This is a genomic window from Mycolicibacillus trivialis (assembly GCF_002102395.1).
Taxonomy (GTDB): Bacteria; Actinomycetota; Actinomycetes; order Mycobacteriales; family Mycobacteriaceae; genus Mycobacterium; species Mycobacterium triviale.
In genome coordinates, this window is record NZ_LQPZ01000025.1 from 38,534 (window position 1) to 63,131 (window position 24,598).

Annotated in this window: 21 protein-coding genes; 7 read left to right on the forward strand and 14 right to left on the reverse strand. The window is 72.0% G+C overall.

What is annotated here, in order from left to right:
• Positions 1-41 precede the first annotated feature (41 nt).
• Complete coding sequence (locus AWC30_RS09935) at positions 42-2,405, reverse strand: DUF6049 family protein (RefSeq protein WP_085110036.1); 2,364 nt, start codon at positions 2,403-2,405, stop codon at positions 42-44.
• Entirely contained in the window at positions 2,402-3,139 is a 738-nt protein-coding gene (locus tag AWC30_RS09940) for an NUDIX hydrolase (protein ID WP_085110037.1), read from the reverse strand. Before AWC30_RS09940 ends, AWC30_RS09935 begins: the two co-directional genes overlap by 4 nt.
• Positions 3,140-3,248: 109 nt before the next feature.
• Here AWC30_RS09940 and AWC30_RS09945 point away from each other — a divergent pair, with 109 nt between their 5' ends.
• Together AWC30_RS09945 and AWC30_RS09950 are read left to right on the forward strand one after the other, a co-directional pair.
• Positions 3,249-4,688, forward strand: coding sequence for a CCA tRNA nucleotidyltransferase (locus tag AWC30_RS09945; protein WP_085110038.1), 1,440 nt, complete (start codon positions 3,249-3,251; stop codon positions 4,686-4,688).
• A gap of 24 nt (positions 4,689-4,712) precedes the next feature.
• Entirely contained in the window at positions 4,713-5,222 is a 510-nt protein-coding gene (locus tag AWC30_RS09950) for a pullulanase (protein WP_085110039.1), read from the forward strand.
• Between the two features lie 15 nt (positions 5,223-5,237).
• On the opposite strand, the gene AWC30_RS09955 is transcribed toward AWC30_RS09950, so the two are convergent.
• Positions 5,238-6,011: a TIGR03084 family metal-binding protein gene (locus AWC30_RS09955; RefSeq protein ID WP_085110040.1), complete on the reverse strand. Its 774-nt coding sequence runs from the start codon at positions 6,009-6,011 to the stop codon at positions 5,238-5,240.
• Positions 6,012-6,020: 9 nt separating this feature from the next.
• A complete protein-coding gene (locus tag AWC30_RS09960) occupies positions 6,021-7,301 on the reverse strand; it encodes an MFS transporter (protein WP_109562010.1) in 1,281 nt (426 codons plus the stop codon).
• A gap of 122 nt (positions 7,302-7,423) precedes the next feature.
• Between AWC30_RS09960 and AWC30_RS09965 the strand changes: the two genes are divergently transcribed.
• The gene (locus AWC30_RS09965) at positions 7,424-8,029 is read left to right on the forward strand and encodes a YqgE/AlgH family protein (RefSeq protein WP_085110042.1); all 606 of its coding nucleotides are present in this window, start codon (positions 7,424-7,426) and stop codon (positions 8,027-8,029) included.
• Here AWC30_RS09965 and AWC30_RS09970 read toward each other — a convergent pair.
• Genes AWC30_RS09970 through AWC30_RS09980 form a run of 3 tightly spaced genes read right to left on the reverse strand, consistent with a single transcriptional unit; the run spans position 8,026 to position 10,344 of the window.
• Positions 8,026-9,012, reverse strand: a complete 987-nt coding sequence (locus AWC30_RS09970) for a bile acid:sodium symporter family protein (protein WP_085110062.1) — start codon at positions 9,010-9,012, stop codon at positions 8,026-8,028. The genes AWC30_RS09965 and AWC30_RS09970 overlap by 4 nt on opposite strands.
• An 8-nt stretch (positions 9,013-9,020) precedes the next feature.
• The gene (locus AWC30_RS09975; protein WP_085110043.1) at positions 9,021-9,368 is read right to left on the reverse strand and encodes a hypothetical protein; all 348 of its coding nucleotides are present in this window, start codon (positions 9,366-9,368) and stop codon (positions 9,021-9,023) included.
• A gap of 25 nt (positions 9,369-9,393) precedes the next feature.
• On the reverse strand, positions 9,394-10,344 hold the full coding sequence (locus AWC30_RS09980) for an LpqN/LpqT family lipoprotein (protein WP_085110044.1): 951 nt from the start codon (positions 10,342-10,344) through the stop codon (positions 9,394-9,396).
• A 203-nt stretch (positions 10,345-10,547) separates the two neighbouring features.
• Here AWC30_RS09980 and leuS point away from each other — a divergent pair, with 203 nt between their 5' ends.
• Positions 10,548-13,421 (forward strand): leucine--tRNA ligase, encoded by a 2,874-nt coding sequence (gene leuS, locus AWC30_RS09985; RefSeq protein ID WP_085110045.1) that lies wholly within the window; start codon positions 10,548-10,550, stop codon positions 13,419-13,421.
• Here leuS and AWC30_RS09990 read toward each other — a convergent pair.
• The 7 genes from AWC30_RS09990 to AWC30_RS10020 form a co-directional block, all read right to left on the reverse strand.
• Entirely contained in the window at positions 13,418-14,083 is a 666-nt protein-coding gene (locus AWC30_RS09990) for an SDR family oxidoreductase (protein WP_085110046.1), read from the reverse strand. The two genes, leuS and AWC30_RS09990, sit on opposite strands and share 4 nt — an antisense overlap.
• A gap of 10 nt (positions 14,084-14,093) precedes the next feature.
• Complete coding sequence (locus tag AWC30_RS09995; protein ID WP_085110047.1) at positions 14,094-14,609, reverse strand: MarR family winged helix-turn-helix transcriptional regulator; 516 nt, start codon at positions 14,607-14,609, stop codon at positions 14,094-14,096.
• A 35-nt stretch (positions 14,610-14,644) separates the two neighbouring features.
• Entirely contained in the window at positions 14,645-15,379 is a 735-nt protein-coding gene (locus tag AWC30_RS10000) for an amino acid ABC transporter ATP-binding protein (protein WP_085110048.1), read from the reverse strand.
• On the reverse strand, positions 15,376-17,136 hold the full coding sequence (locus AWC30_RS10005) for an ABC transporter substrate-binding protein/permease (protein WP_085110063.1): 1,761 nt from the start codon (positions 17,134-17,136) through the stop codon (positions 15,376-15,378). Before AWC30_RS10005 ends, AWC30_RS10000 begins: the two co-directional genes overlap by 4 nt.
• A 5-nt stretch (positions 17,137-17,141) precedes the next feature.
• Entirely contained in the window at positions 17,142-17,948 is an 807-nt protein-coding gene (locus AWC30_RS10010; protein WP_085110049.1) for an LLM class F420-dependent oxidoreductase, read from the reverse strand.
• A gap of 65 nt (positions 17,949-18,013) precedes the next feature.
• Positions 18,014-19,108 (reverse strand): inositol-3-phosphate synthase, encoded by a 1,095-nt coding sequence (locus AWC30_RS10015; protein ID WP_085110050.1) that lies wholly within the window; start codon positions 19,106-19,108, stop codon positions 18,014-18,016.
• 97 nt (positions 19,109-19,205) lie between these two features.
• Positions 19,206-19,748, reverse strand: coding sequence for a PadR family transcriptional regulator (locus AWC30_RS10020; RefSeq protein WP_085110051.1), 543 nt, complete (start codon positions 19,746-19,748; stop codon positions 19,206-19,208).
• Positions 19,749-19,982: 234 nt separating this feature from the next.
• Between AWC30_RS10020 and AWC30_RS10025 the strand changes: the two genes are divergently transcribed.
• The 3 genes from AWC30_RS10025 to AWC30_RS10035 are packed head-to-tail and all read left to right on the forward strand — an operon-like array spanning position 19,983 to position 24,578.
• Positions 19,983-20,405 (forward strand): DUF5318 family protein, encoded by a 423-nt coding sequence (locus tag AWC30_RS10025; protein WP_085110052.1) that lies wholly within the window; start codon positions 19,983-19,985, stop codon positions 20,403-20,405.
• 49 nt (positions 20,406-20,454) lie between these two features.
• Entirely contained in the window at positions 20,455-22,926 is a 2,472-nt protein-coding gene (locus AWC30_RS10030) for a transglycosylase domain-containing protein (protein WP_085110065.1), read from the forward strand.
• The gene (locus AWC30_RS10035) at positions 22,926-24,578 is read left to right on the forward strand and encodes a glycosyltransferase family 87 protein (protein WP_085110064.1); all 1,653 of its coding nucleotides are present in this window, start codon (positions 22,926-22,928) and stop codon (positions 24,576-24,578) included. The genes AWC30_RS10030 and AWC30_RS10035 overlap by 1 nt, the downstream gene beginning before the upstream one ends.
• Positions 24,579-24,598 lie beyond the last annotated feature (20 nt).

Below are 24,598 nucleotides of genomic sequence, written 5' to 3' on the forward strand. Positions count from 1 at the left end.
GGCGTCGGTCAGTTCGGGCCGCGGTGCCGGCTTGGCGTCGCTCACCGGGCCGGCCCCGAGATCTCCTCGCCGGCGCGCGGCTCGGGCAGATCCGCCGGGTCGGGCTGGCCGCGGAACCGGTGCCACAGCCGGCGTCCGGCCAGGACGATCAGCACCGCCGCCGCCGACAGCGTGATGGCGAACAGCACCTTGCCGTAGGCGTTCGCGTGCACCGACAGCCGGACCGTCTCTCCCAGCGGCATGCCGTCGGGGGTGCTCAGCGCCGCATCGACCGCGACCCGCTGGTTCAGCCGCACCTCGATCGGCACCCGCAGCGGTAGATAGCCGGGCGGCAACTCGATCTCACCGGGGTCGGTGACCGTCATCCCCGGCGGGGTGTCCAGATGCAGCCGCACCCGGATCGGCACCGCCAGATCGTTGCGCAACGCCAGCGGCAGCGGGCTGTGCTCGGTGGCCAGGGTGTAGGAGCCGCCCGGGTTGACCACGGTGACCCCGCCGAGCAGGTTGGCGATGGTCACCCCGACCGCGGCCAGCCGGTCGCGGGCCAGGTTGTTGCGCTCGGCGGGCGGTTCGGCCTGGCTCAGCGCACGCAGCATGTCCTCGCGCAGCGGCGCGGTGTAGGCGGCCCCGGTCAGCCCGGTGCGCGGGTCGGTGGTCAGCGCGGCGGTCAGGCCCCACAGCGGACGGGTCTGCTCGGCGATCTCGGTGGTGACGGTGTCGTCGATGCGGCCCCGGTCGGCGCGGTCGGTCCGGGGCGGATAACCGGGCGCGGGGACCGACGCGGTGGCGTGGGTCTCGGCGATCAACTCCGGCAGGGTCCGCGGCACCGCGAGACCCGCACGCAGCGCGGTGCCCAGGGTGGACAGCAGCGCATGCGCGTCGTCGGCCTCCAGCGCCCAGGTGGCCGGTGGCAGCAGGATCTCGGCGTGCGGTCCCGGGTCGGGCTGCAGGGCGCGCCACAGGATCGCGCCGAGCGCGTCCTGGCGGCGGGCGACCAGCGAGTCGTGCTGCAGGTTCTGTTTGAGCTTGCGGAGGGTGCGGGTGTCCAGGTACGGCGGCGAGGTGGGCCGGGTGCCGACCGCGGCCAGCGCCGCCCCGACCGCCGGGTCGAACGGCGCGGTCACCACCCGGGGGGACAGCCGCCGCGGGGTCAGGTCGGCGTCGGGGGCCCCGTCCTGGGCGGTGCCGTCGGGTGCGGCGGCGGCGGCCGGCGCCGGCGTGACCGCCACCGTGTCGGCCTGCCCGGAGAGCAGGTCCACGGCGCGCTGGGTCAGCGGTCCGTCGCCGAGCGGGGTCACGCCGCGCACCGACGTGACGCCCAGTATCTGGTCGACGACCTGGCTGGCGCCGCTGGTGGCGATGGTGGCCATCCCGGTGTCGCCGACGCGCTGCAGCGCGGTGAGATCGGCCTGGGCGTAGGGCAGGGCGGTCACGCACATCCGGGCGGCCAGGCTGCGCAGCCGGTTCAGCCAGGACGACGCGGCGGCCTGGCCGACGCCCGGGCGGGCCGGTCCGCCCGGGTCGGCGGTCTCGGTCACCAGGTAGTCCCCGGTCATGGCGTTGACGGTCACCAGCAGGTCCGGGTCGACGGCCAGGCACAGTGACCGGCCGAGCAGCGCGTCGGGGTCGGCGCCGGGGCTGGTCGCGAACTCGACGGTCGACAGCAGCACGTCGAGGCGCCCGCCGGCGGCCAGTTCGGTGGCCAGGTCGTCATCGGTCAGCCGGATCGGGGTGGTGCCGCCGGGGAACCCGGGCGCCAGCCGCGGCCGGTCCGCCAGCGGCCACAGCATGGTCACCGGCATCGGCCCCTGCTCACCGGCGGCGCCGGCATCCGGGCTCGGTGCGGCCGCGGCCGGCTCGGACGGCAACGCCAGCACCGGCAGCAGGAACCGGGCGTCGTCGAGGCGGGCCGGGACACCGTAGTCGGGGGTGGCGTTGACGTTGACCAGCAGCGGGTAGATGCCGGGGCGGTCGATCGCCAGTGCCGAGGCCGCGTCGGGGTCCAGCGGCGCGGACAGCGAGAAGCCGACTTCGGCGCCGCGCGGCAGCCCCGAGGTCACGTCGCGGAACTCCCCGACCGGGTGGAACTGGTCGTGCTGGCCGCGCAACGGGGTGCGCAGTTCCTCGGCGGTGGTGACGGCGGGTGCCTGCTCGAGGCGGACCGACACGTCGCGCACCGGCCGGTCCCCGATGTTCTTGACGCGCCCGGTGACGGTCAGCCGGGGCTCGCTGGCGCCGGTGATCACCGCGGGGGTCACCGAGTCGATGCTCACCCGGATGAACGGCGCGGCGTCGGGTGCGTCGGCGGCGGCCGGGGGCGCCGCGCCCGGCGCGGCGAGCAGGGCGACCAGTCCGAACGCGAGGGCGGCGGCGACGAGGCGGCGCACCCGGGACGGGCGCCTCACGGGCCGGGACCGCGACCGTTCTTCCGGCCCGGTGTGCGGTTGTCGGGACGGTGGCTGCGGGCGTGGGAGTGGGTCTGGGGCCGTCGCCGCGGCGTCGAGGGCGGCAGCGGCGGCAACGCGTCGGGCCCCTCGGACTGCAGGGTCACGATGAGCTCGTCGGCGACGTCGGCGAGCCGGCGTTCGTCGGCGTAGGCCAGCCGGGAGCGCAGTTCGGGGATCGGCACCCAGGCCACCTCGGCGACCTCGACGTCGGCGTCGGAGAGCTGCCCGCCGGAGAACCGCAGCAGGTAGTGGTGCACGGTCTTGTGCACCCGGCGGCCCTCGGTGACGAACCAGTAGTCGATGCGGCCCAGCGCGGCGAGCACCCGGCCGTGGATGCCGGTCTCCTCGGCGACCTCGCGGATGGCGGTCTGCTCGGCGGTCTCGCCGACCTCGATGTGGCCCTTGGGCAGCGACCACAGCATCCGGCCGCGCCGGTCGAGGCGCCCGATCAGTGCGGCCCGCTGGGCTTCGCGGGGCCCGTCCAGGCCGGTGACGACCAGCCCGCCGGCGGAGGTCTCGTGCACGGTGCGCAGCCGGTCGGGGCGGCGCCGCGGGCGCGGCTTGCCCGGCGCGGCGTCCGGTGCGGTGCTGCCGGTGTTGGCTCGGGCGGGGGTGTCGGCGGGGTCGGCGACGCGTCGACGGCGCCGCCGATTACGGCGCCGCCGTGGCTTCGCCTGTTCGCCCTCCGACACCTCAGCGATAGTAGCTGTCCAGGTCGCGCCGCCCGGGGACGTCCCGGCCGGGTGGCACCGGGCTGTGCGCCTGATCACCGCGCGACGGCGGTGACTAGGCTCGGTCAGCGTGCCCGACGCTACTCAGGACAGCGCGCTGCTGGCCGCCGCCGTCGCGCTCAACCGGCATGCGGAGCTGCTGCGGGATCTGGGTGCGCGGTTCGGCGACCGCGGCCATCAGCTGTATCTGGTGGGCGGTTCGGTGCGCGACGCCCTGCTGGGTCGGCTCAGCCCCGACCTGGACTTCACCACCGACGCCCGACCCGAGCAGGTGCAGCAGATCGTGCGGGGCTGGGCGGACGCCGTCTGGGACACCGGCATCGAGTTCGGCACCATCGGCGTCGGCCGCGGCGAGCACCGCCTGGAGATCACCACGTTCCGTGCCGACAGCTACGACCAGGTGTCCCGCAACCCGCAGGTGCGCTTCGGCGACTCGCTGGACGGGGACCTGGTGCGCCGTGATTTCACCGTCAACGCGATGGCGGTGCGCATCACCGCCGACGGCCCGGGGGAGTTCCTCGATCCGCTGGACGGTCTCACCGCGCTGCGCGCCGGGGTGCTCGACACCCCCGCGGCGCCGGAGGTCTCGTTCGGCGACGACCCGCTGCGGATGCTGCGGGCGGCGCGGTTCGTCGCCCAGTTGGGCCTGCGGGTCGCTCCCCGCGTGCAGGCGGCGATCGTGGCGATGGCGCCGCAACTCGGCCGGATCACCGCCGAGCGGGTGGCCGCGGAGCTGGACAAGCTCATGGTCGGGACGGACCCGGTCGCCGGAATCGACCTGATGGTGCAGACCGGGATGGGCGAGGTGGTGCTGCCGGAGATCGGCGGGATGCAGATGGCCATCGACGAGCACCACCAGCACAAGGACGTCTACCAGCATTCCCTGACCGTGCTGCGCCAGGCCATCGCCCTGGAGGACGAGGGACCCGACCTGGTGCTGCGCTGGGCGGCGCTGCTGCACGACATCGGCAAACCCGCCACCCGTCGCCACGAACCCGACGGTGGGGTCAGCTTCCACCACCATGAGGTGGTCGGGGCGAAGATGACCCGCAAGCGGATGCGGGCGTTGAAGTACTCCAAGCAGATGGTCGAGGACGTCGCCCAGCTGGTCTACCTGCATCTGCGTTTCCACGGCTACGGCGACGGCAAGTGGACCGATTCGGCGGTGCGCCGCTATGTCACCGACGCCGGGCCGCTGCTTCCCCGGCTGCACAAGCTGGTCCGCGCCGACTGCACCACCCGCAACCGGCGGCGGGCGGCGCGGCTGCAGGCCAACTACGACGACCTGGAGGCCCGGATCGCCGAACTGGCCGCCCGCGAGGACCTCGAACGGGTCCGCCCCGACCTGGACGGCAACGAGATCATGGCGATCCTCGACATCCCGGCCGGCCCGGTGGTGGGCCAGGCCTGGCGGCACCTCAAGGAGCTACGGCTGGAGCGCGGCCCGCTGTCCCGGGAGGACGCGGTCGCCGAACTGCACACCTGGTGGTCGGCGCGCGGGAACCGGTAGCGGCCCGGCACCGTCTCACCCGGTATGGAGTTCTGTTTGGGTGATGGCGACGGCACGGCCTCGATCTGGGACGCAGCCCCCGACGTCGACCTCGACGGTGACGGCGAACCCGACGGCATCGCGCTCGACCTCGACGGTGACGGCCTGCCCGACGACGCCCTGGTCGACCTGGACGCCGACGGCGTCGTCGACCACGCCCTGCTTGACCTCGACGACGACGGGGTCGCGGAGAGTTCCTTCGTCGACGACGGCGCCGGGATCTGGGCGGTGCCCGCGCACGGGCTGCGGTGGCTGGATCTGGACGGCGGGGAACACAGCGGGCCGTCGCTGGTCGACTTCGACGGCGACGGCGCGACCGACGACCGGCTCCTGGACACCGACGGGGACGGCCTGGCCGACCGGGTGTTGCTCGGCGACGGCGCCGGCGGGTTCGACGGGGCCTATCTCGACACCGACGGGGACGGCCGGTGGGACACCACGCTCACCGACGGTGACGGTGACGGTCGCGCCGACAGCGCGGCCGGGCTGGGCTGAGGACCGCGGAGCCGGTCAGCGGCCCGCGCCGGGCGGTCCGGCGAAGGCCTGGGCGATCTGCAGCCAGCGCCGGGCGTCGTCGCCGTCGGCGCTGAGATCGAGATCCGCCCGCGCGCGGCGCTGGGTGACCAGGCAGCAGAAGTCCGCCGCCGACCCGGTGACCCGCTGGGCGGCGTCGTCGGGCCCCCAGGACCAGAGTTCGCCGTCGGGGGCGCGCAACTCCACCCGGAACGGCTCGGTGGGCGGGGTGAGTCCGTTGACGACGAAGGCGTAGTCCCGGGTGCGCACCCCGAGGTGGGCGATCGAACGCAGCCGCGGCGTGGCGGGCCGGGTGACCCCGAGCGCGTCGGCCACATCGAGCCCGTGCGCCCAGGTTTCCATCAACCGGGCGGTGGCCATCGAGGCGGCGCTCATCGGCGGCCCGAACCAGGGCAGCTTGCGGCCGTCGGGGACGGTGCCCAGGGCGTCGTGCAGCCGGGCGCGGGTGCGCCGCCAGTCGGCGAGCAGGTCGGGTGCCGGCATGGCGGCCAGTTCGGCGGCACCGTCGTCGACGAAGCCGGTGGGGTTGGCCGCCGCGACGCCGAGGGTGTCGGCGAAGGCGTTCTCGTCGGTGATCGAGAGCAGCGAGATCCGGTCGGTCCACAGCAGGTGGGCGATCTGGTGGGCGATGCTCCAGCCGGGCGCGGGGGTCGCGGCGGTCCAGGACTCCGGCGGCAGCGGTGCCACCAGCGCGTCGAGGGCGTCGCTTTCGTCGCGGAGGTCGGCGATGATCGGACTCGGATCGGCCATCGCCTGAGCCTAGCGGCGTGACGCCGCGGTGGCCGACCGGCCGAACCCGGCGTGGCTGGCCAGCCCGAGCAGGTAGCAGCCGGCGGCGGCCGGGACCAGCCCCGGCGCGTGGCCGTCGGCGGGCATGACCGAGGCGGCCGCGGCGATCGCGGCGACGAACGACACCCAGAACAGCGCGTCCTGCACGGTGAACACGTGCCCGCGCAACGAGTCGTCGACGTCGATCTGCATGGCCGAATCGGCGCACAGCTTCACCGTCTGGCCGGCCATGCCGAGCAGGAAGCCGCAGCCCAACAGCACCGGGATCTGCAGGCCCAGGCAGGCCAGCTGGATCAGCGCCGCGACGGCCAGCGCACCGGTGCCGGTGGCGTAGCGGCCCCACCGGCCGATGAGCACCGGCGTCGACAGGGTGGCGAGGAACGAGCCGCCGCCGGCCGCGGCGCCGAACAGCGCCGCCAGCCCCAGCCCCGCCACCCCCTCGGCGTTGCCGTGCCGTACCAGCATCAGGATCAGCAGCGTGTTGATCCCGAACGCCATCCGGTGGGCCACCAGACCGGACAGCGTGGCCGCCACGGTGGGGTAGCGGCCGAACGCACGCAGGCCGGCGGCCCAGCCGGTGGTCACCGCGAAGAACACCGACCGGTCCGGGGCCGGCCCGTCGGGGCCGAGCACCCGCGGCGGGAACCGCAGGGCGAGCCAGAGCGCGGCGGCGACGGGTGCGGTGACCAGGAAGATGATCGTCGCCGCTCCGGCATCGCCGGCACCGAACAACTGGCGCGGCACCAACATGAAGTAGGCGCCCAGGAAGGCGGCGACCGCGCCGGTGGCCACCGCCACCGAGTTCATCGTCACCACCTGCCCGCGCGGCACCACATGCGGCAGTGCGGCGGACAGCCCCGAGCTGACGAACCGGGTGAAGCCGTTGGCGATCAGCGCCGTACACAGCACGGCGACCTCGCCGGCGCCCACCGCGAGCAGCGCGCCGATCCCGACGACCAGGGCAAGCCGCGCCGCGTTGGCGGCGACCAGCACCAGCCGCCGGTCCCAGCGGTCCAGCAGCGCCCCGGCGAACGGGCCCAGCAGCGAGTACGGCAGGAACAGCACCGCGAAGGCGCCGGCGACCTCCCACGGGTCGGCGACCCGTTCCGGGTTGAACAGCAGTGCGCCGGCCAGCCCAGCCTGGAACAGCCCGTCGCCGAACTGGCTGGCGGCGCGCAGCGTCAGCAGCCGCCAGAAGTCGGGCAGCGCGCGCACCGACCGCCACAGCGTGCGGGGCGCGTGCGTCTGCATCACCGAACCTGCTTCCCGACCGGGGTGACACGGTGGACACCGACCCCGACCACCGTACAAATTATGGGAATAGACCGAGCGGGTTCACCGCCCGTCCGGCGGCCGGGTGTCATGATGGGGAAATGGCCCAGCCCGAAGACCCCGAGGACTACGCCGCGCCCGCCGCGCACCGGCTGCGGGCGGGCACCTTGCTGCTGGCCAACACCGATTTGCTGGAGCCGACCTTCCGGCGCAGCGTCATCTACATCGTCGAGCACAATGACGGCGGGACCCTGGGGGTGGTGCTGAACCGGCCCAGCGAGACCGCGGTCTACAACGTGCTGCCGCAGTGGACGCAGGTGACGGCGCGGCCGAAGACGATGTTCGTCGGCGGGCCGGTGAAACGCGACGCGGCGCTCTGCCTGGCCACGATGCGCATCGGGGTGGACCCGGCCGGGGTGCCCGGACTGCGCCACGTCACCGGCCGGGTGGCGATGGTCGACCTGGACGCCGAACCGGAGCGGATCGCCCCGCTGGTCGAGGGGGTGCGCATCTTCGCCGGTTACGCCGGCTGGACCATCGGGCAGCTCGAAGACGAGATCGAGCGGGACGATTGGATCGTGCTGTCGGCGCTGCCCACCGACGTGCTCGCCGAACCGGGCACCGACCTGTGGAGCCGGGTGCTGCGCCGCCAGCCGATGCCGCTGGCCATGCTGGCGACCCACCCGATCGACGTCAGCCGCAACTAGGCCGGTCCGGCCGCCGCGTCGGCGGTACGCGCCAGCCGGCCGGCGATCACCGCGCAGACGATCAGCTGGATCTGGTGGAACAGCATCAGCGGCAGCATGGTGATCCCCACGGTGGCGGCCGGGAAGAGCACCAGCGCCATCGGCAGGCCCGAGGCCAGGCTCTTCTTCGAGCCGCAGAACAACAGCACGATCCGGTCCGCCCGGGAGAATTCGGCCAGCTGACCGGCCACCACGGTGATCGCCATGACCAGTGCCAGCAGCACCGCGCTGATGACCGCGACCGCCGCCACCCGCCAGGGCGTGACCGTGGTCCAGATGTGGCGGGTCATGCCGATCGAGAACGCGGTGTAGACCACCAGCAGGATCGATCCGCGGTCGACGACCCGGGTCAACGCGCCGTGCCGGGCGATCCAGTCCGCGACCCAGGGCCGCATCAGCTGGCCGGCGACGAACGGCAGCAGCAACTGCACGACGATGTCGCGGATCGCGGTCGGATCCATTCCCGGCACCCCGCCGGTGTGCATCAGCAGCATCACCAGCAGCGGGGTCACCACCACCCCGACGATGTTGGAGACCGACGCGCTGACGATCGCCGCCGAGACGTTGCCGCGGGCGATCGAGGTGAACGCGATCGACGACTGCACGGTCGAGGGCACCAGGCACAGGAACAGCAGCCCGGTGTAGAGGTCGATGGTCAACACCGTCGGCACCAGGCTCCGCGCGATCAGCCCCAGCACCGGGAAGACGACGAAGGTGACGGCCAGCACCAGTAGGTGCAGCTGCCAGTGGCGCAGGCCCGCCAGCGCCTGCTGCGGCGACAGCCGGGTGCCGTACAGCCAGAACAGCAGCGCGATCGCGGCCTTGGTCACCACCGACAGCACGTCGGCAGCGGTGCCTGCGGCGGGCAGCACGGTCGCCACCGCGACGGTCGCCAGCAGCGCCAGCAGGAACTTGTCGATCGGGAGCGCAGACAGCCGCCGCAGCATGACGGTCAGTGACAGGGTTGGATGCAGGCCGTGCAGCTGCCGCCGCAGCCGCCACCGGCCGCGGGCTGCGGTTGGCGCGCGGCGAAGCGCGCGGTGTGCCAGAGCCCCGCGACGACGGTGCCGGCCGCGCCGAGGACACCGACGATGAGCACGACCAGTGCGGTGCTGCGGGGGGCGACGAAGGCGGCCGCACCGCCGGCGGCCAGCATGCCCGCGGCGGCCAACTGGGTGGGCGCCACGGCACGCAGCACCTGCTGCACCGGGTCACCGGCGTCGGCGTGGGTGAGCACCCACAGGCCGCGGGCCGCCACGGCGACGGCCGCCACGCAGCACAGCACCCCGGCGATCAGCATGGAGACCAGGATACGAGGCCGGTCCTCAGTTGATCGGGGTGGGCTGGATAACCGGCTGGTTGGGGGCCGCCGGAGCCGCCGCGACCGGCGGCGTGGCCGGTGCCGCGGGCGCCGGGCCGGGCCTGCTGGGCACCGCCCCGGGCGCGGCGGGGGTGAGGCCGGGCGTGGCGGGCCGGGTCTGCGGGACCGGCCCGGGCGGGCGGGCCGGCGCGGGCGGGCTGACGGTGAACCCGGTGGCGATGGCGTCGGTGGCCGCCGCCTCGGCGATGGCGACCGACGCCTCGGTGGTCACCGCCAACGACACCAGGTAGCGGTCGGCGCCGGAGGTGGCCAACACCGTCCGGCGTGCGGTGTTGAGCGTCATGTCGTTCTGCCGGTAGGTGCCTTCGATGCGGGAGCACGGAAAGCCGTTGGCGTTCTCCAGCGCCTGATCGGTGGTGCGCCAGGCCGGCAGCTGCTGGGTTTTGACGTTGCCGTGCGCGATCGCCGCCGCCGTGTCGAAGTCGCCGACCAGCTTGTAGACCACCAGTTGAGCGTTGGAGGTGTAGATCGAGTTGGTGGAGCGGTCGGCGAGCACCACGAACGCATCCGGGACGTTGGGGTCGGGGACCTGCGTCCAGCCGGGCGGCACCGGCAGGGTGATGTCCAGGGCCTCGAAACCGTCGGCGACCTGCGGCTGGAATTCGACACCCTTGGCTTCGAGGAACTCGCGCAGCGTCTCGGCGGTGGCCGGGGCCAGCGCCGGGGCGGGCGGCTGCGCCGCGGGCGCGGCGGTCGGCAGCGCGGCCGGACCGGCCGGGGGGAGGGTGGCCGGGCCGACCGGGCCGCGCTGGGCCAGCGCATCGGGGGCCACCGGCGCCGGCGACGGGGACGGCGGGAGCGGGTCGGCCGCCGCGACACCGGCACCGAACCCGATGGCGACGGCACTGACCGCCGCCACCACCGGCCAACGACGGGTGCTGCGCGTCCTCGTCATCGATGCCTCCCCACCAGTGCCCGGACCGGGCCGGAATGCCCGCTGAGCCGACCCTAAGCACCGCGCCCGGCCTACTCCAGCGGTGGAACCCAGCTGGTATCAACCCGGGACCGTCTGCTGACCGGCCCGCAACCCAACCGAGACCACCGCCGCCGACACCAGGTGCCCGGGACACCCCGTCGGGTGCTTATACCCTGTTGAGCGTGACCGAGCCGTCGACCACCACACCGGACCGCAGCCGCGACGACGATGCGGCGGCGCCGCTGCACCGCTACACCGCGACGCTCGCCAACCGGATCGAGGGCGCCTGGCAGCAGGAGTGGGACCGGCGCGGCACCTTCCACGTCGCCAACCCGGTCGGCGAACTGGCTGCGGCCGACGGCGCACCGCTGCCCGCCGAGAAGATGTTCGTCCAGGACATGTTCCCCTACCCGTCCGGTGACGGGCTGCACGTCGGTCACCCGCTCGGCTACATCGCCACCGACGTCTACGCGCGCTACCACCGCATGACCGGCCGCAACGTGCTGCACGCCTTGGGGTTCGACGCGTTCGGGCTGCCCGCCGAGCAGTACGCGATCCAGACCGGCACCCACCCGCGCACCCGCACCGAAGCCAACATCGTCAACTTCCGTCGCCAGGTGGGCCGGCTCGGCTTCGGCCACGACACCCGGCGCAGCATCTCCACCACCGACGTCGACTTCTACCGGTGGACGCAGTGGATCTTCTTACAGATCTACAACGCGTGGTTCGACGAGCAGGCCGGAAAAGCACGGCCGATCGCCGAGCTCGTCGCCGAACTCGACTCGGGTCGGCGCACTCTCGACGACGGCCGGGACTGGTCGGCCCTCGACGCCGGGCAGCGGGCCGACGTCATCGACGCTCAGCGCCTGGTCTACCAGTCCGATTCGATGGTCAACTGGTGTCCGGGGCTGGGCACCGTGCTGGCCAACGAGGAGGTCACCCCGGAAGGCCGCAGTGAGCGGGGCAACTTCCCGGTTTTCCGTAAGCGGTTGCGGCAGTGGATGATGCGGATCACCGCGTACTCCGAGCGGTTGCTGGAAGACCTCGACGTGCTGGACTGGCCGGAGAAGGTCAAAGCGATGCAGCGCAACTGGATCGGTCGTTCGACCGGCGCTGCGGTGCTGTTCGGAAGCGACGCCGGCGACATCGAGGTGTTCACCACCCGCCCGGACACGCTGTTCGGCGCCACCTACCTGGTGCTGGCGCCGGAGCACCCGCTGGTCGATGCGCTCACCGCGCCGGCCTGGACCGACGGCACCGACCCGCGCTGGACCTACGACGCCGCGGACCCGGCCGCCGCGGTGGCGGCCTACCGCGCCGCGATCGCCGCGAAGTCCGACCTGGAGCGCCAGGAGAACAAGACCAAGACCGGGGTGTTCACCGGCGCCTACGCCACCAACCCGGTCAACGGCGCCGCGGTGCCGGTCTTCGTCGCCGACTATGTGCTGATCGGCTACGGCACCGGCGCCATCATGGCCGTGCCCGGCCACGATCAACGCGACTGGGAGTTCGCCACCGAATTCGGTCTGCCGATCGTGGAGGTCATCGCCGGTGGTGATGTCGCCGAGGCCGCCTACGCCGGCGACGGCACCCTGGTGAACTCCGACTACCTCGACGGGATGGGTGTCGCGGACGCCAAAGACGCGGTGGTGCAGCGGTTGGCGGCCGACGGTCGCGGGACGCCGCGGGTGCAGTACAAGCTGCGGGACTGGCTGTTCGCCCGGCAACGGTATTGGGGTGAACCGTTTCCCATCGTCTACGACGTGGACGGGCGGCCGCACCCGCTCGACGATTCGGCGTTGCCGGTGGAGCTGCCGGACGTGCCCGACTACTCGCCGGTGCTGTTCGATCCGGACGACCCGTCCAGCGAACCGTCCCCGCCGTTGGCGAAGGCGACCGACTGGGTGCACGTCGACCTCGACTTCGGCGACGGCCTCAAGCCCTACACCCGGGACACGAACGTGATGCCGCAGTGGGCCGGCAGTTCCTGGTACCAGCTGCGCTATATCGACCCGCGTAACCGGGATGAGTTCTGCGCCAAGGAGAACGAGGCGTACTGGATGGGGCCCCGGCCGGCCGAGCACGGCGCCGCCGATCCCGGCGGTGTCGACCTGTACGTCGGCGGTGTGGAACACGCCGTGCTGCACCTGTTGTATTCGCGTTTCTGGCACAAGGTGCTCTACGACCTGGGGCATGTCACCTCGCGCGAACCGTATCGCCGGCTGGTCAACCAGGGCTACATCCAGGCGTACGCCTACACCGATCCGCGCGGTAGCTATGTGACCGCCGACGAGGTGATCGAACGGGATGGGTCGCACTACCTTCCGGGCCCCGACGGAGAGATCGAGGTCCGGCAGGAATTCGGGAAGATGGGTAAGAGCCTGAAGAACTCGGTCTCCCCGGACCGGATCTGCGACGACTACGGGGCCGACACGCTGCGCGTGTACGAGATGTCGATGGGTCCCCTGGAGGCCTCCCGGCCGTGGGCCACCAAGGACGTCATCGGTGCACACCGGTTCCTGCAGCGGGTCTGGCGCCTGGTGGTCGACGAGGAGACCGGTGCCAGCCGGGTCGCGGAGCACGAAGCCCTCGATGACGCCACCTTGCGCGCGATGCACCGCACGATCGCCGGGGTCACCGAAGACTTTGCGGCACTGCGGAACAACACCGCGGTGGCGAAGCTGATCGAGTACACCAACCACCTGACCAAGGAGTCGGTCAGCGCGCGCGGCGCGATCGAACCGCTGGTGCTGCTGCTGGCACCGCTGGCGCCGCATGTGGCCGAGGAACTCTGGCGGCGGATCGGGCACGACGCGCCGCTGGCGCACGGGCCGTTCCCGGTCGCCGACCCGGCGTATCTGACGGTCGACGAGGTGCAATACCCGGTTCAGGTCAACGGCAAGAAGCGTGGGCTGATCACCGTTGCCGCCGACGCCGATTCGGCGACGCTGGAGGAGACCGCCCTGGCCGACGAGAAGGTCGCGGCGTTCCTCGCCGGCGCCACCCCGAAGAAGGTCATCGTGGTTCCGGGCCGGCTGATCAACCTGGTCGTCTAGCGGGGGCGCACCACGATCTCGTGGACATGGCCGTCGGGCGGCGTGGCCACCGCGTCGGCCACCAGCCCGGCCACCGTCTCCGGTCGCAGGAACCGTGCCGGGTCGTACTCGCCGCCCTCGTAGGCGACCAGACCACGCTGCATCGCGCTGTCGGTGCGGCCGGGATGCACCGAGGTGACCCGTAACACGGGTTCGTCGGCGCGCAAGGAATCGGCGAACGCGCGCAGGGCGAATTTGCTCGCCGAGTAGGAGGCCAGCCCCGGCGAGGAGCGGAAGCCGGATCCGGAGTTGATGAAGACCACGTGCCCTTCGGCGGCGCGCAGGGCGGGTAGCACCGCCAGGGTCAGCGCCACCGGTCCGATTATGTTGACCGCCATGGTGTCCCGCCACTGGGGCACCGTGGATTCGGCCACCCGGGCCGGCAGTGCGACCCCGGCGTTGTGCACCAGCACGTCGAGGCGGTCGGGCAGCCGATCGTCGACGGCGATCGCCTCGGTGTCGTGGAGGTCCATCGGCCAGGTGGCGGCGCCGAGTTCGGCGGCCACCGCGGTGAGCCGGTCGGAGGGGCGCCCCGGTAGCAGCAGATCGTGGGTGGGGGCCAGCGCCCGGGCGATGGCGGCGCCGATACCGGCGCTGGCGCCGGTGATCAGTGCGGTGGGCATGGCTGCTCGGTCAGTCCTCGGTCGCATCGGCGTCGGCGGGTGGCACCGTCGGCGGGTCGCTGCGCACCGGATCGGCGGCCCCCAGGCGCTTCAACGGGGCCAGCGCCTTGGTGAGCGCCTCGCGCTCGGCGGCGCTGAGCTGGTCGAGCATGCCGGCCAGGGCGGCCTGCCGGTTGCTGAGCGACTCTTGGTGGACGGCCAGCCCCTCGGGGGTGATGTCGACGAGCACCGCGCGCAGATCGGACGGGTCGCGGGACCGTTTCACCAGGCCGATCTTCTCCAGCCGCCGGATCGCCACCGTGGTGGTCGGGGTGCGGACCCGCTCGTGGGCGGCCAGTTCGGTCATCCGCATCGGTCCCTGGCACAGCAGCGTGTAGAGGATCGACAGCTGGGCGAGGGTGAGGTCACCGGTGGCGTCGCGGCTGGTGTCGCCGCGGCGCAGGATCGCAAACAGCTTCGTCAGGGCTCGGTGCAGCCCTTCCGCCAGCTCCGCCACCTCCGGTGGGGCGGCATCGCTCGTCGCCATAGTTCGCCAGTCTAACGTGTTGGTGATCGTGCAGGTCAGAGAACCTGGGACAGGAATCGGCGCAGCCGGTCGGTCCGGGGATCGCCGAACAGTCGTTCCGGGGGGCCGGATTCCAGCACCGTGCCGTGGTCGATGAAGACCACCCGGTCCGACGCCGACCGGGCGAACGCCATCTCGTGGGTGACCACGACCATGGTCATCCCGTCGCTGCCCAGATCGGCGATGAGGGCCAGCACCCCCTTGACCAACTCCGGATCCAGCGCCGAGGTCGGCTCGTCGAAGAACATCACCTGCGGCGACATCGCCAACGCCCGGGCGATCGCCACCCGCTGCTGTTGGCCGCCGGAGAGTGCACCGGGCCGCACGTCGGCCTTGTCCTTCAACCCGACCCGGTCCAGCTGCGTCAACGCCAGTTCGCGGGCCGCATCCGACGGCAGCCGCAGCAGCCGGCGCGGCCCGAGCATCACGTTGGCGGCCACGGACCGGTCCGGGAACAGGTTGAACTGCTGGAACACCATGCCGATTCGGCGCCGCAGCAGGTCGGGATCGTCGGCGAGGACCGAACGGCCGTCGAGGCGGATGTCGCCGCGGTCCGGCTCGTGCAACCGGTTCAGCACCCGCAGCAACGTCGATTTGCCGGAGCCGGACGGCCCGATGACCGCCGCGGTGCTGCCCGCGGGCACCTCGAGGTCGATGCCGCGCAACACCGGCTGCCCGGCGAGTGCCAGGTGCAGGTCGTCGGCTGCCAGCGACACCGCGGTTCCGGTCACGTCATCTCCTGTCCCGCAGTGAGGGTGATCAGGTCGTCGCGTCGCCGCCGGGTCCGGCCCTGGCGCATCCGGGTGTCGATGACGTTGACCAGGTGGGTGAGCGGGACGGTCAGCGCGAGGTAGAACAGGCCCGCGGCCACCAGCGGGGAGAGGCTACCGGTCTGGGCGTTGAGGTCGCGGCCGACCTGGAACAGCTCCCGCTGGCCGACCAGCAGGCCCAGGAAGTACACCAGGGCCGAGGCCTTCAACAGCGCGATGAACTGGTTCATCAGCGCGGGAAGCACCCGCCGGATGCCCTGCGGGACAACGACGAGTCGCATCGCGGCCGGATAGGAGAAGCCCAGCGCCCGGGCCGCCTCGAGCTGCCCGGGGTCCACGCTTTGGATCCCGGAGCGGAAGATCTCCCCGACGTAGGCGGCGGCCATCAACCCCAGCGCGAGGATGCCCAGCGGGTAGGGGTTGCTGTGGGTCACACCGCTGACCACCGGACCCAGTCCCAGCCCGATCAGCAGGATGATCACCACCTCGGGCAGGCCGCGGAAGATGTCGGTGTACACCCTGGCCGGCCAGCGCAGCCAGCGCCGCCGCGACAGCGCCGCGACGGCCAGCGCCATACCCAGGACCACGCCGATGGCGGCCGCGCTGACGGTGAGGATGAGGGTGTTGGGCAGGCCGGTGGTCAACAGCACCGGGATCGCCTGGCGGTACATCTCCCAGTCGAAGAACGCGGCCCGCAGTTGGGCCAGGGTGGAGGCCGGCGCCGACACGGTCGCGGCGGGACGGCGCGGGTGGTCGGCGGCGATGGCCGCGAAATCGGGCAGGTCGGGCGCCGGGGCGGCGCGCGAGCCGGGCTTCCAGCCCGGCGGGAGTTCGCGGGGCACCCACTCGGAATACAGTCGCGCCCAGGTGCCGTCGGCGATCACCGCGTCCAGACCGGCGTTGAGCGCGTCGATGAGCGGCTGATTGGACTGGGCCACCGCCCATCCGACGTAGGTGTCGATGCTGATGGTGTTGGCGGTGATCACCGCCGGGTCGCCGGGCTGGACCAGCTGTCGGGCCTGATGCGCCGGCGCTACCCAGGCGTCGATCTGGCGGGTCTTCAGGCTGGCGTAGACGGTGTTGAAGTCGGGGAACTTCACCGGCTGCAGGCCGAGCACGTCGACGACGTAGGCGTCCTGGATGGTGCCCTGAACCACCCCGATCCGGTCGCCGGCGCTGAGCCCGTCCATGGCGGTCAGCGGTGAGCCGGGCGGGACCACCAGTGAGTAGTAGCCGAAGTCGTAGCCGTTGGTGAAGCCGACGGTGCGTCTGCGGGCGTCGGTCGCCGCGACCGAGGCCGACGCGACGTCGAAGCGGCCGGCGGCGACCTGCGCGAGCAGCCCGGAGAAATCGGTGCCGACGAAATTCACTGCCAGGCCGAGTTTTTCGGCAACCGCGCGCAGCAGCTCGTCGTCGAACCCGCTGTACTGGCCGGCGGCGTCGATACAGCTGGTCGGCGGCGCGTCGGACAACGTACCCACGGTGAGGGTGCCGGGCACCGCCAGCCGCAGCGCGCCGACGTCGATGTCGGCCGGCGCCGCGGCGCCGGCCGTGGTGTGGGTATCGCGATCCGGCACACCGGGGGTGTTGGTGAGGTTCGTCGGCAACGGGGTGGCGCTGTCCGGTCCGGGCGGGGCGCACTGGTCGGGCACGGCGGCGGCCGACGCCGGCCAGCACAGCGCGGCCAGGGTCAGCAGCGCCGCGAGCAGGACGCGCATGCCTTTCACCGGGTGTCGCGCCAGCGGCACAGCGCGGCCGCACCCGACAGGTCGTAGTCCGGCCCGGCCGTCGCCACCGTGAACAGCGTGACACCCGCGTCGGCGAGCGTCTCGGCCTCGGCCACCAGTGCGGTCGTGTCGCGGCCGCCGGTGTCCCCGCCGACCGCGGCGGACCATTCGATCTCAGCCGGGTCGCGGCCGACGGCGGCGCAGTGTTCGTCGAGTACGGCCACCTTGCGGCGGTGGGTCCCCGCGTCGGCGAAGCTGTGCCAGATGTCGGCGTACTCGGCGACCAACCGCAGGGTCTTGCGCTCACCGCCGCCCCCGATCAGCACCGGCAGCCGCCGGACGGGCGGCGGGTTGAGCCGCTGTAGACGCCCGGTGATGCGGGGCAGGGACTCGGCGAGATCATCGAGCCGGCTGCCCGGCGTGCCGAACTCGTAACCGTATTCGCGGTAGTCGCGCCGGTTCCAACCGGCGCCGAGGCCCAGGATCAGCCGGCCCCCGGCGATGTGGTCGACGGTGCGGGCCATGTCGGCGAGCAGGTCGGGGTTGCGGTAGGAGTTGCAGCTGACCAGTGCGCCGATCTCGATCCGGGCGGTCTGCTCGGCCCAGGCGCCCAGCATCGTCCAGCACTCGAAGTGCGGGCCGTCGGGATCGCCGTAGAGCGGGAAGAAATGATCCCAGTTGAAGGCGATGTCGACGCCGAGATCCTCGCAGCGGGCCACCGCGTCCCGCAGTAGGCCGTAGTGCGGGGCCTGCTCGGGTTGCAGCTGGACACCGATGCGCAGCGGACGGTCGGGACGGGACATACCCCGACTCTACGAGCCGAAAGCGACCGTGCCGGTGCTCCGCCCCGCCGCGCGGGTGGAGATCGTCAGCCGATGATGAACTCTTCGAGCTGCGCCCGGGCGACGTCGTCGGGGAGCTGCTGCGGCGGGCTCTTCATCAGGTAGGCCGAGGCCGGCACGATCGGGCCGCCGATACCGCGGTCCTTGGCGATCTTGGCGGCGCGCACGGCGTCAATGATCACGCCCGCCGAGTTCGGCGAGTCCCACACCTCGAGCTTGTACTCCAGGTTCAACGGCACGTCGCCGAAGGCGCGGCCCTCCAGCCGGACGTAGGCCCACTTGCGGTCATCGAGCCAGCCGACGTGGTCGGACGGGCCGATGTGAACGTCCTTGGTCTTGAACTCGCGCTGCAGGTTGGAGGTGACCGCCTGGGTCTTGGAGATCTTCTTCGACTCCAGCCGCTCGCGCTCCAACATGTTCAGGAAGTCCATGTTGCCGCCGACGTTGAGCTGCATGGTGCGGTCGAGTTGCACGCCGCGGTCCTCGAACAGCTTGGCCATCACCCGGTGGGTGATGGTGGCGCCGACCTGGCTCTTGATGTCGTCGCCGACGATCGGGACGCCGGCGTCGGCGAACTTCTTGGCCCACACCGGGTCGGAGGCGATGAACACCGGCAGCGCGTTGACGAACGCCACCCCGGCGTCGATGGCGCACTGGGCGTAGAACTTGTCGGCCTCTTCCGAACCCACCGGCAGGTAGGACACCAGCACGTCGACCTCGGCGTCGCGCAGCGCCTTGACCACGTCGACCGGGTCGGTGTCGGAGACCTCGATGGTGTCGGCGTAGTACTTGCCGATGCCGTCAAGGGTCGGGCCGCGCTGCACGATCACATCGGTCGGCGGCACGTCGGCGATCTTGATGGTGTTGTTCTCCGAAGCGAAGATGGCCTCGGAGAGGTCGAAGCCGACCTTTTTGGCGTCGACGTCGAATGCGGCGACGAACTTGACGTCGCGGACGTGGTAGGCGCCGAACCGCACATGCATCAGGCCGGGAACCGTGGCGGTCTCCTCGGCGTCGCGGTAGTACTGGACGCCCTGGACCAGCGAGGCCGCGCAGTTACCGACGCCGACAATGGCGACCCGCACCTCCGACGACGCACCAGCGCCGGTTTGCTCACTCATGGACGTTCTCCTTCTCCTACCTACTGTGGTGCGGCCGGTTGATTGGTCGACCATTGCTTTGTGTTGTGGGGCTTGCGTTATGGGGCTTGTGTTGCGGCTAGGGCTGATCGGTCTGGCCCTGTGCCACCCGTTCGGCGGCGATGAGCTCGTTGAGCCATCGCACCTCGCGTTCACTCGACTCCAGCCCCAGTTGGTGCAGCTGGCGGGTGTAGCGATCGAACGAGCTGCTGGCCCGCGCGACGGCGTCACGCAGACCCTCCCGGCGTTCTTCCACCTGGCGGCGACGGCCCTCGAGGATGCGCATCCGCGCCTCCGCCGGGGTGCGGTTGAAGAACGCCAGGTGCACCCCGAAGCCGTCGTCGGTGTAGTTCTGCGGGCTGGTGTCGGCCACCAGCTCGGAGAACCGCTGCCGGCCGGCGTCGGTCAACTGGTAGACGCGGCGCGCCCGGCGCACCGGGGTGCCCGTGGGCGCCGCGTCCTCGGCGATCAAGCCATCGGCTTGCATGCGCCGCAGCGCCGGGTAGAGCGAACCGTAGGAGAAGGCGCGGAACGCCCCCAGCAGGCCGGTGAGCCGCTTGCGCAGCTCGTAGCCGTGCATGGGCGACTCGAGCAGCAGGCCGAGGATGGCCAGTTCAAGCACGAGTCACCTCCCTGATCTACTCTTTTGCGGCCGCGTGAACGATTCGGCCCGACAGTACCGGCAATAGTATCGCTCCGATATATTTTTTGTCATATCGGGCGCATCGCCGGGACGGCTCGGGCGGCGGCCGGTCAGCGGGAGCGGAGGTGCGGATGGCCCGGGTCGGCGACACCATGAGCGGGCAGAACGGTCGTCACGGCGCGGCCGGTCGGAACAGGTCGTACTCTGGTCTGCGTGCGACTGCAGCGACAGGTGGTGGAATACGCGCTACAGCGCCGCGCGCTGTTGGCCGAGGTGTATTCCGGGCGGACCGGCGTCTTCGACGTCTGCGACGCCAACCCCTACCTGCTGCGTGCCGCGAAGTATCACGGCAAGACCAGTTCGGTCAGCTGCCCGATCTGCCGCAAGGAGCAGCTGACGCTGGTGTCGTGGGTGTTCGGCGATCACCTGGGCGCGGTGTCGGGGTCGGCGCGCAGCGCCGAGGAGCTGGTGCTGCTGGCGTCCCGGCACACCGAGTTCTCGGTGCACGTGGTGGAGGTCTGCCGGACATGCAGCTGGAACCACCTGGTGAAGTCGTACGTGCTCGGGGCGGCGCGCCCGCCGAAGGGCTCTCGTACCCGGACCGCGCGCAACGGGGCCCGCACCGCCAGTGAGTAACGACGGACCGGACTCCCCACACTCCGACCGTGACCGGGCTGCCCGGCACCTGGGCGGCGGTACACCCACGTCCGGTGACCGCGGCCGCAGCGATCGACCCGACCGCTCCGATCGCGCCGACCGTCCCGGGCCCGGTTCGCCGCCGCGCCGCGAGGGCGGCCCGCAGGCGCGCCCGCCGCACGACCGGGACACCACCTTGATCCCGCGCGTCACCGACGAGAACCCGGAGAAGCTGCGCGATCCGATCGAGGCGGTCACCGCCGCGCTGAACGCGCCCGCCGCCGCCGAACGTCGCCGCGAGCGGCCCGCGGAGCCGCCACGCGAGCCGGCCGAACCGCCGGACAACCGCCCGACCGGCGGCCATCGGCGAGCCTCGGCACGACGCGCCCCCGCGGTGAACTGGCGCCTGGTGCGACGCCTGTGCTATCTGGGTGTCGCAGCGGCCGTTCTGCTGCCGATCATCACGTTCGCGATGGCATACCTGATCGTCAAGGTGCCCGAACCCGGCGACATCCGCACCGCGCAGGTGTCGACGATCCTGGCCAGCGACGGCACCGAACTGGCCAAGATCGTGCCGCCGGAGGGCAACCGGGTCGACATCGACATCCACCAGGTTCCCGAGCACGTGCGCAACGCGGTCCTGGCCGCCGAGGACCGCAACTTCTACTCCAATCCGGGCTTCTCGATCAGCGCGTTCGGCCGCGCGATCAAGAACAACGTGTTCGGCGGCTACACCCAGGGCGCATCGACCATCACCCAGCAGTACGTGAAGAACGCGCTGGTGGGTTCGCAACGCACCGGGATGGGCGGGCTGGTGCGCAAGGCGAAGGAACTCGTCATCGCGGCCAAGATGTCCGGGCAGTGGTCCAAGGACGAGGTCCTCGAGGCCTACCTCAACATCATCTACTTCGGGCGCAGCGCCTACGGCATCGCCGCGGCCGCCAACGCCTACTTCGGCAAACCGGTCGAGCAGCTCAACGTCGCCGAGGGGGCGCTGCTGGCGGCGCTGATCCAGCGCCCGTCCACCCTGGACCCCGCCGTCGACCCGGAGGGCGCGCTGGACCGGTGGAACTGGGTGCTCGACGGGATGGTGCAGATCAAGGCGCTGACCCCGGCCGACCGCGCCGAGCAGCAGTTCCCCGAGACCATCCCGCCGGACCAGGCCCGCTCGGACAACAAGACCGCCGGGCCCAACGGGCTGATCGAACGGCAGGTGATCGCCGAACTGCTCGACCTGTTCGACATCGACGAACAGACCCTCAACACCGAGGGCCTGCAGATCACCACCACCATCGACCCGAACGACCAGCAGGCCGCCGAGGACGCGGTGGAGAAGTACCTCCAGGACCAGGACGAGGACATGCGGGCCGCGGTCGTCTCGATCGACCCGCGCAGCGGTGCGGTGCGCGCCTACTACGGCGGCGCCGACGGCACCGGCTACGACTTCGCCCAGGCCGGGCTGCAGACCGGCTCGGCGTTCAAGGTGTTCGCCCTGGTGGCGGCGCTGGAACAGGGCATGGGCCTGGGCTACCAGGTGGACAGCTCACCGCTGACCGTCAACGGCATCGAGATCGGCAACGTCGAGGGCGAGAGCTGCGGCACCTGCAACATCGCCGAAGCGCTGAAGCGCTCGTTGAACACCTCCTACTACCGGCTGATGCTGAAGTTGAAGAACGGGCCGGAGGACGTCGCCGACGCCGCGCACCGGGCCGGGGTGGCCGACAGCTTCGCCGGGGTCGCCCACACCCTCTCCGAGGACGGCAAGGGCGGCCCGCCCAACAACGGCATCGTGCTCGGGCAGTACCAGACCCGGGTGATCGACATGGCCTCCGCCTACGCCACGCTGGCCGCCTCCGGGGTGTACCACCGTCCGCACTTCGTCCAGAAGGTGGTCAACGCCGACGGGCAGGTGCTGTTCGACGCGTTGACCACCGAGAACGAGGGCGACCAGCGCATTGAGGAGGCGGTCGCCGACAACGTCACCGCCGCCATGGAGCCGATCGCCGGGTACTCGCGCGGGCACAACCTGGCCGGCGGCCGCAAATCGGCCGCCAAGACCGGCACCGTGCAGCTGGGCGACAGCAAGGACAACAAGGACGCCTGGATGGTCGGCTACACGCCATCGCTGTCGACGGCGGTCTGGGTGGGCACCGTGAAGGACGACGAACCCCTGGTCAACCAGTGGGGGTCGCCGGTGTGGGGCTCCAGCCTGCCGTCGGACATCTGGAAGGCCACCATGGACGGCGCCCTGCAGGGCACCGACAACGAATCGTTCCCGAAGCCCGCGGAGGTGGGCGGTTACGCCGGGGTACCGGCCGCGCCGCCGCCACCGCCGAAGCCGACCGACGAGGCGCCCCCGCCGGAGATGCCGCCGGGGTTCCCGCCGGGGCTCCCACCACCGCCACCGCCGGGGTTCCCGCCCCCGCCGCCGCCGTGGGTGCCGCCGTGGGAGCAGCCGCCGCCGCCTCCGCCGCCGGCCCCGGAGCCGCCGCCGCCCGGGGCGCCGCCACCGCCACCGTGATGGCCGACGATCCGCGCCGCACGGTCTCGCCGCAACCACTTGCGGCGGACCGGCGCAGCGCCGACGAGCGGGACCTGCCCAGCCGCACCGACGTGCTCGGTGCGGCGCTGGCCGACACGATCGGCGGCCCGGTGGGCCGGCACGCCCTGATCGGCCGCGCCCGGTTCTTCACCCCGGTGCGGGTCATGTTCGCGATCGCGCTGGCGGTGCTCGCGCTGGGCTGGACCACCAAAGCGCCGTGCCTGCAGAGCAGCGGCGACGGGCCCGCCGACCGCCAGGTGGCGAACTGGGAAGGGCAGCGCGCCTACTACCAGCTGTGCTACTCCGACACCGTCCCGCTCTACGGCGCCGAACTGTTGGAGCGCGGCGAACTGCCCTACAAGTCCAGCTGGATCGAGACCGACGACGCCGGGCAGCCCAAGCACCGTTACGACGGTGAGATCGCCGTGCGGCACATGGAGTACCCGGTGCTCACCGGCATGTACCAATACGTGGCGATGACGCTGGCCAAGACCTACACCGCGGCGAGCAAGCTCTTCGCGCTGCCGGTGGTCGCCGAAGTCGTCATGTTCTTCAACATCGTGGCCCTCGGCCTGGCGCTGGCCTGGCTGGTCACCGTCTGGGCGAGTGCCGGGCTGGCCGGCCGGCGGGTCTGGGATGCCGCGCTGGTGGCCGCGTCCCCGCTGCTGATCTTTCAGGCCTTCACCAACTTCGACGCGCTGACCGTGGCGTTCGCGGTCGGCGGGATGCTCGCCTGGGCCCGCCGGCGCCCGGTGCTGGCCGGGACGCTGTTCGGGCTGGGGGCCGCCGCCAAGCTCTTCCCGGTCCTGCTGCTCGGGCCGGTGCTGATCCTGGCGGTGCGTACCGGCAGGTACCGGCAGGCGGCGCAGGCGGTCATCGCGGCGGTGGCGGCGTGGCTGGTGGTGAACCTGCCGATCATGGTGCTGTTCCCGGCCGGGTGGCTGGAGTTCTTCCGGCTCAACCGTCGTCGCGACGCGGACCTCGATTCGCTGTACAACGTGGTCGCCTCCTTCACCGGATGGCGGGGCTTCGACCCCGACCTGGGTTTCTGGGAACCGCCTGCGGTGCTCAACACCGTCGTCGCGGTCCTGTTCCTGCTCTGCTGCGCCGGGATCGCCTACATCGCGTTGACCGCGCCGCAGCGTCCACGGGTCGCGCAGTTGGCGTTCCTGGTGGTCGCGGCGTTCCTGCTGACCAACAAGGTGTGGAGTCCGCAGTTCTCGCTGTGGCTGGTGCCGCTGGCGGTGCTGGCGTTGCCGCATCGGCGGATCCTGCTGGCCTGGATGACGATCGACGCGGTGGTCTGGGTGCCGCGGATGTACTACCTGTTCGGCGAGCACAACCACGGCCTGCCCGAGCAGTGGTTCACCGCAACGGTGCTGGTCCGCGATGTCGCCGTGTTGGCGCTGTGCGCGCTGGTGATCCGCCAGATCTACCGCCCGGAGCAGGACCTGGTGCGCTGGCACGGCCGGGTGGACGACCCGGCCGGTGGCGTCTTCGACGGCGCCCCCGACGCCCCCGCGAGCCGGCTGCCCGCCTGGCTGCGGCCGCGGCCGGATCGCCCCGTGCAGCCACCCGAGCACCCGGCGGCTCCGCCCGCGGTGCCGGCCGGTACCGCCGCGGGCCGCTGAGGCCCGGCGGCGATGGCGCG

What these genes read in the sequence shown, in the direction of transcription:
- AWC30_RS09960 (WP_109562010.1), bottom strand. Translation starts at nt 7,301, where the DNA reads ATGCAGACGCACGCGCCCCGCACGCTGTGGCGGTCGGTGCGCGCGCTG.
- AWC30_RS10035 (WP_085110064.1), top strand. Translation starts at nt 22,926, where the DNA reads ATGGCCGACGATCCGCGCCGCACGGTCTCGCCGCAACCACTTGCGGCG.
- AWC30_RS09990 (WP_085110046.1), bottom strand. Translation starts at nt 14,083, where the DNA reads ATGCCCACCGCACTGATCACCGGCGCCAGCGCCGGTATCGGCGCCGCC.
- AWC30_RS09955 (WP_085110040.1), bottom strand. Translation starts at nt 6,011, where the DNA reads ATGGCCGATCCGAGTCCGATCATCGCCGACCTCCGCGACGAAAGCGAC.
- AWC30_RS09980 (WP_085110044.1), bottom strand. Translation starts at nt 10,344, where the DNA reads ATGACGAGGACGCGCAGCACCCGTCGTTGGCCGGTGGTGGCGGCGGTC.
- AWC30_RS10010 (WP_085110049.1), bottom strand. Translation starts at nt 17,948, where the DNA reads ATGTCCCGTCCCGACCGTCCGCTGCGCATCGGTGTCCAGCTGCAACCC.
- AWC30_RS09965 (WP_085110042.1), top strand. Translation starts at nt 7,424, where the DNA reads ATGGCCCAGCCCGAAGACCCCGAGGACTACGCCGCGCCCGCCGCGCAC.
- AWC30_RS09950 (WP_085110039.1), top strand. Translation starts at nt 4,713, where the DNA reads ATGGAGTTCTGTTTGGGTGATGGCGACGGCACGGCCTCGATCTGGGAC.
- AWC30_RS09995 (WP_085110047.1), bottom strand. Translation starts at nt 14,609, where the DNA reads ATGGCGACGAGCGATGCCGCCCCACCGGAGGTGGCGGAGCTGGCGGAA.
- AWC30_RS10015 (WP_085110050.1), bottom strand. Translation starts at nt 19,108, where the DNA reads ATGAGTGAGCAAACCGGCGCTGGTGCGTCGTCGGAGGTGCGGGTCGCC.
- AWC30_RS10005 (WP_085110063.1), bottom strand. Translation starts at nt 17,136, where the DNA reads ATGCGCGTCCTGCTCGCGGCGCTGCTGACCCTGGCCGCGCTGTGCTGG.
- AWC30_RS09975 (WP_085110043.1), bottom strand. Translation starts at nt 9,368, where the DNA reads ATGCTGATCGCCGGGGTGCTGTGCTGCGTGGCGGCCGTCGCCGTGGCG.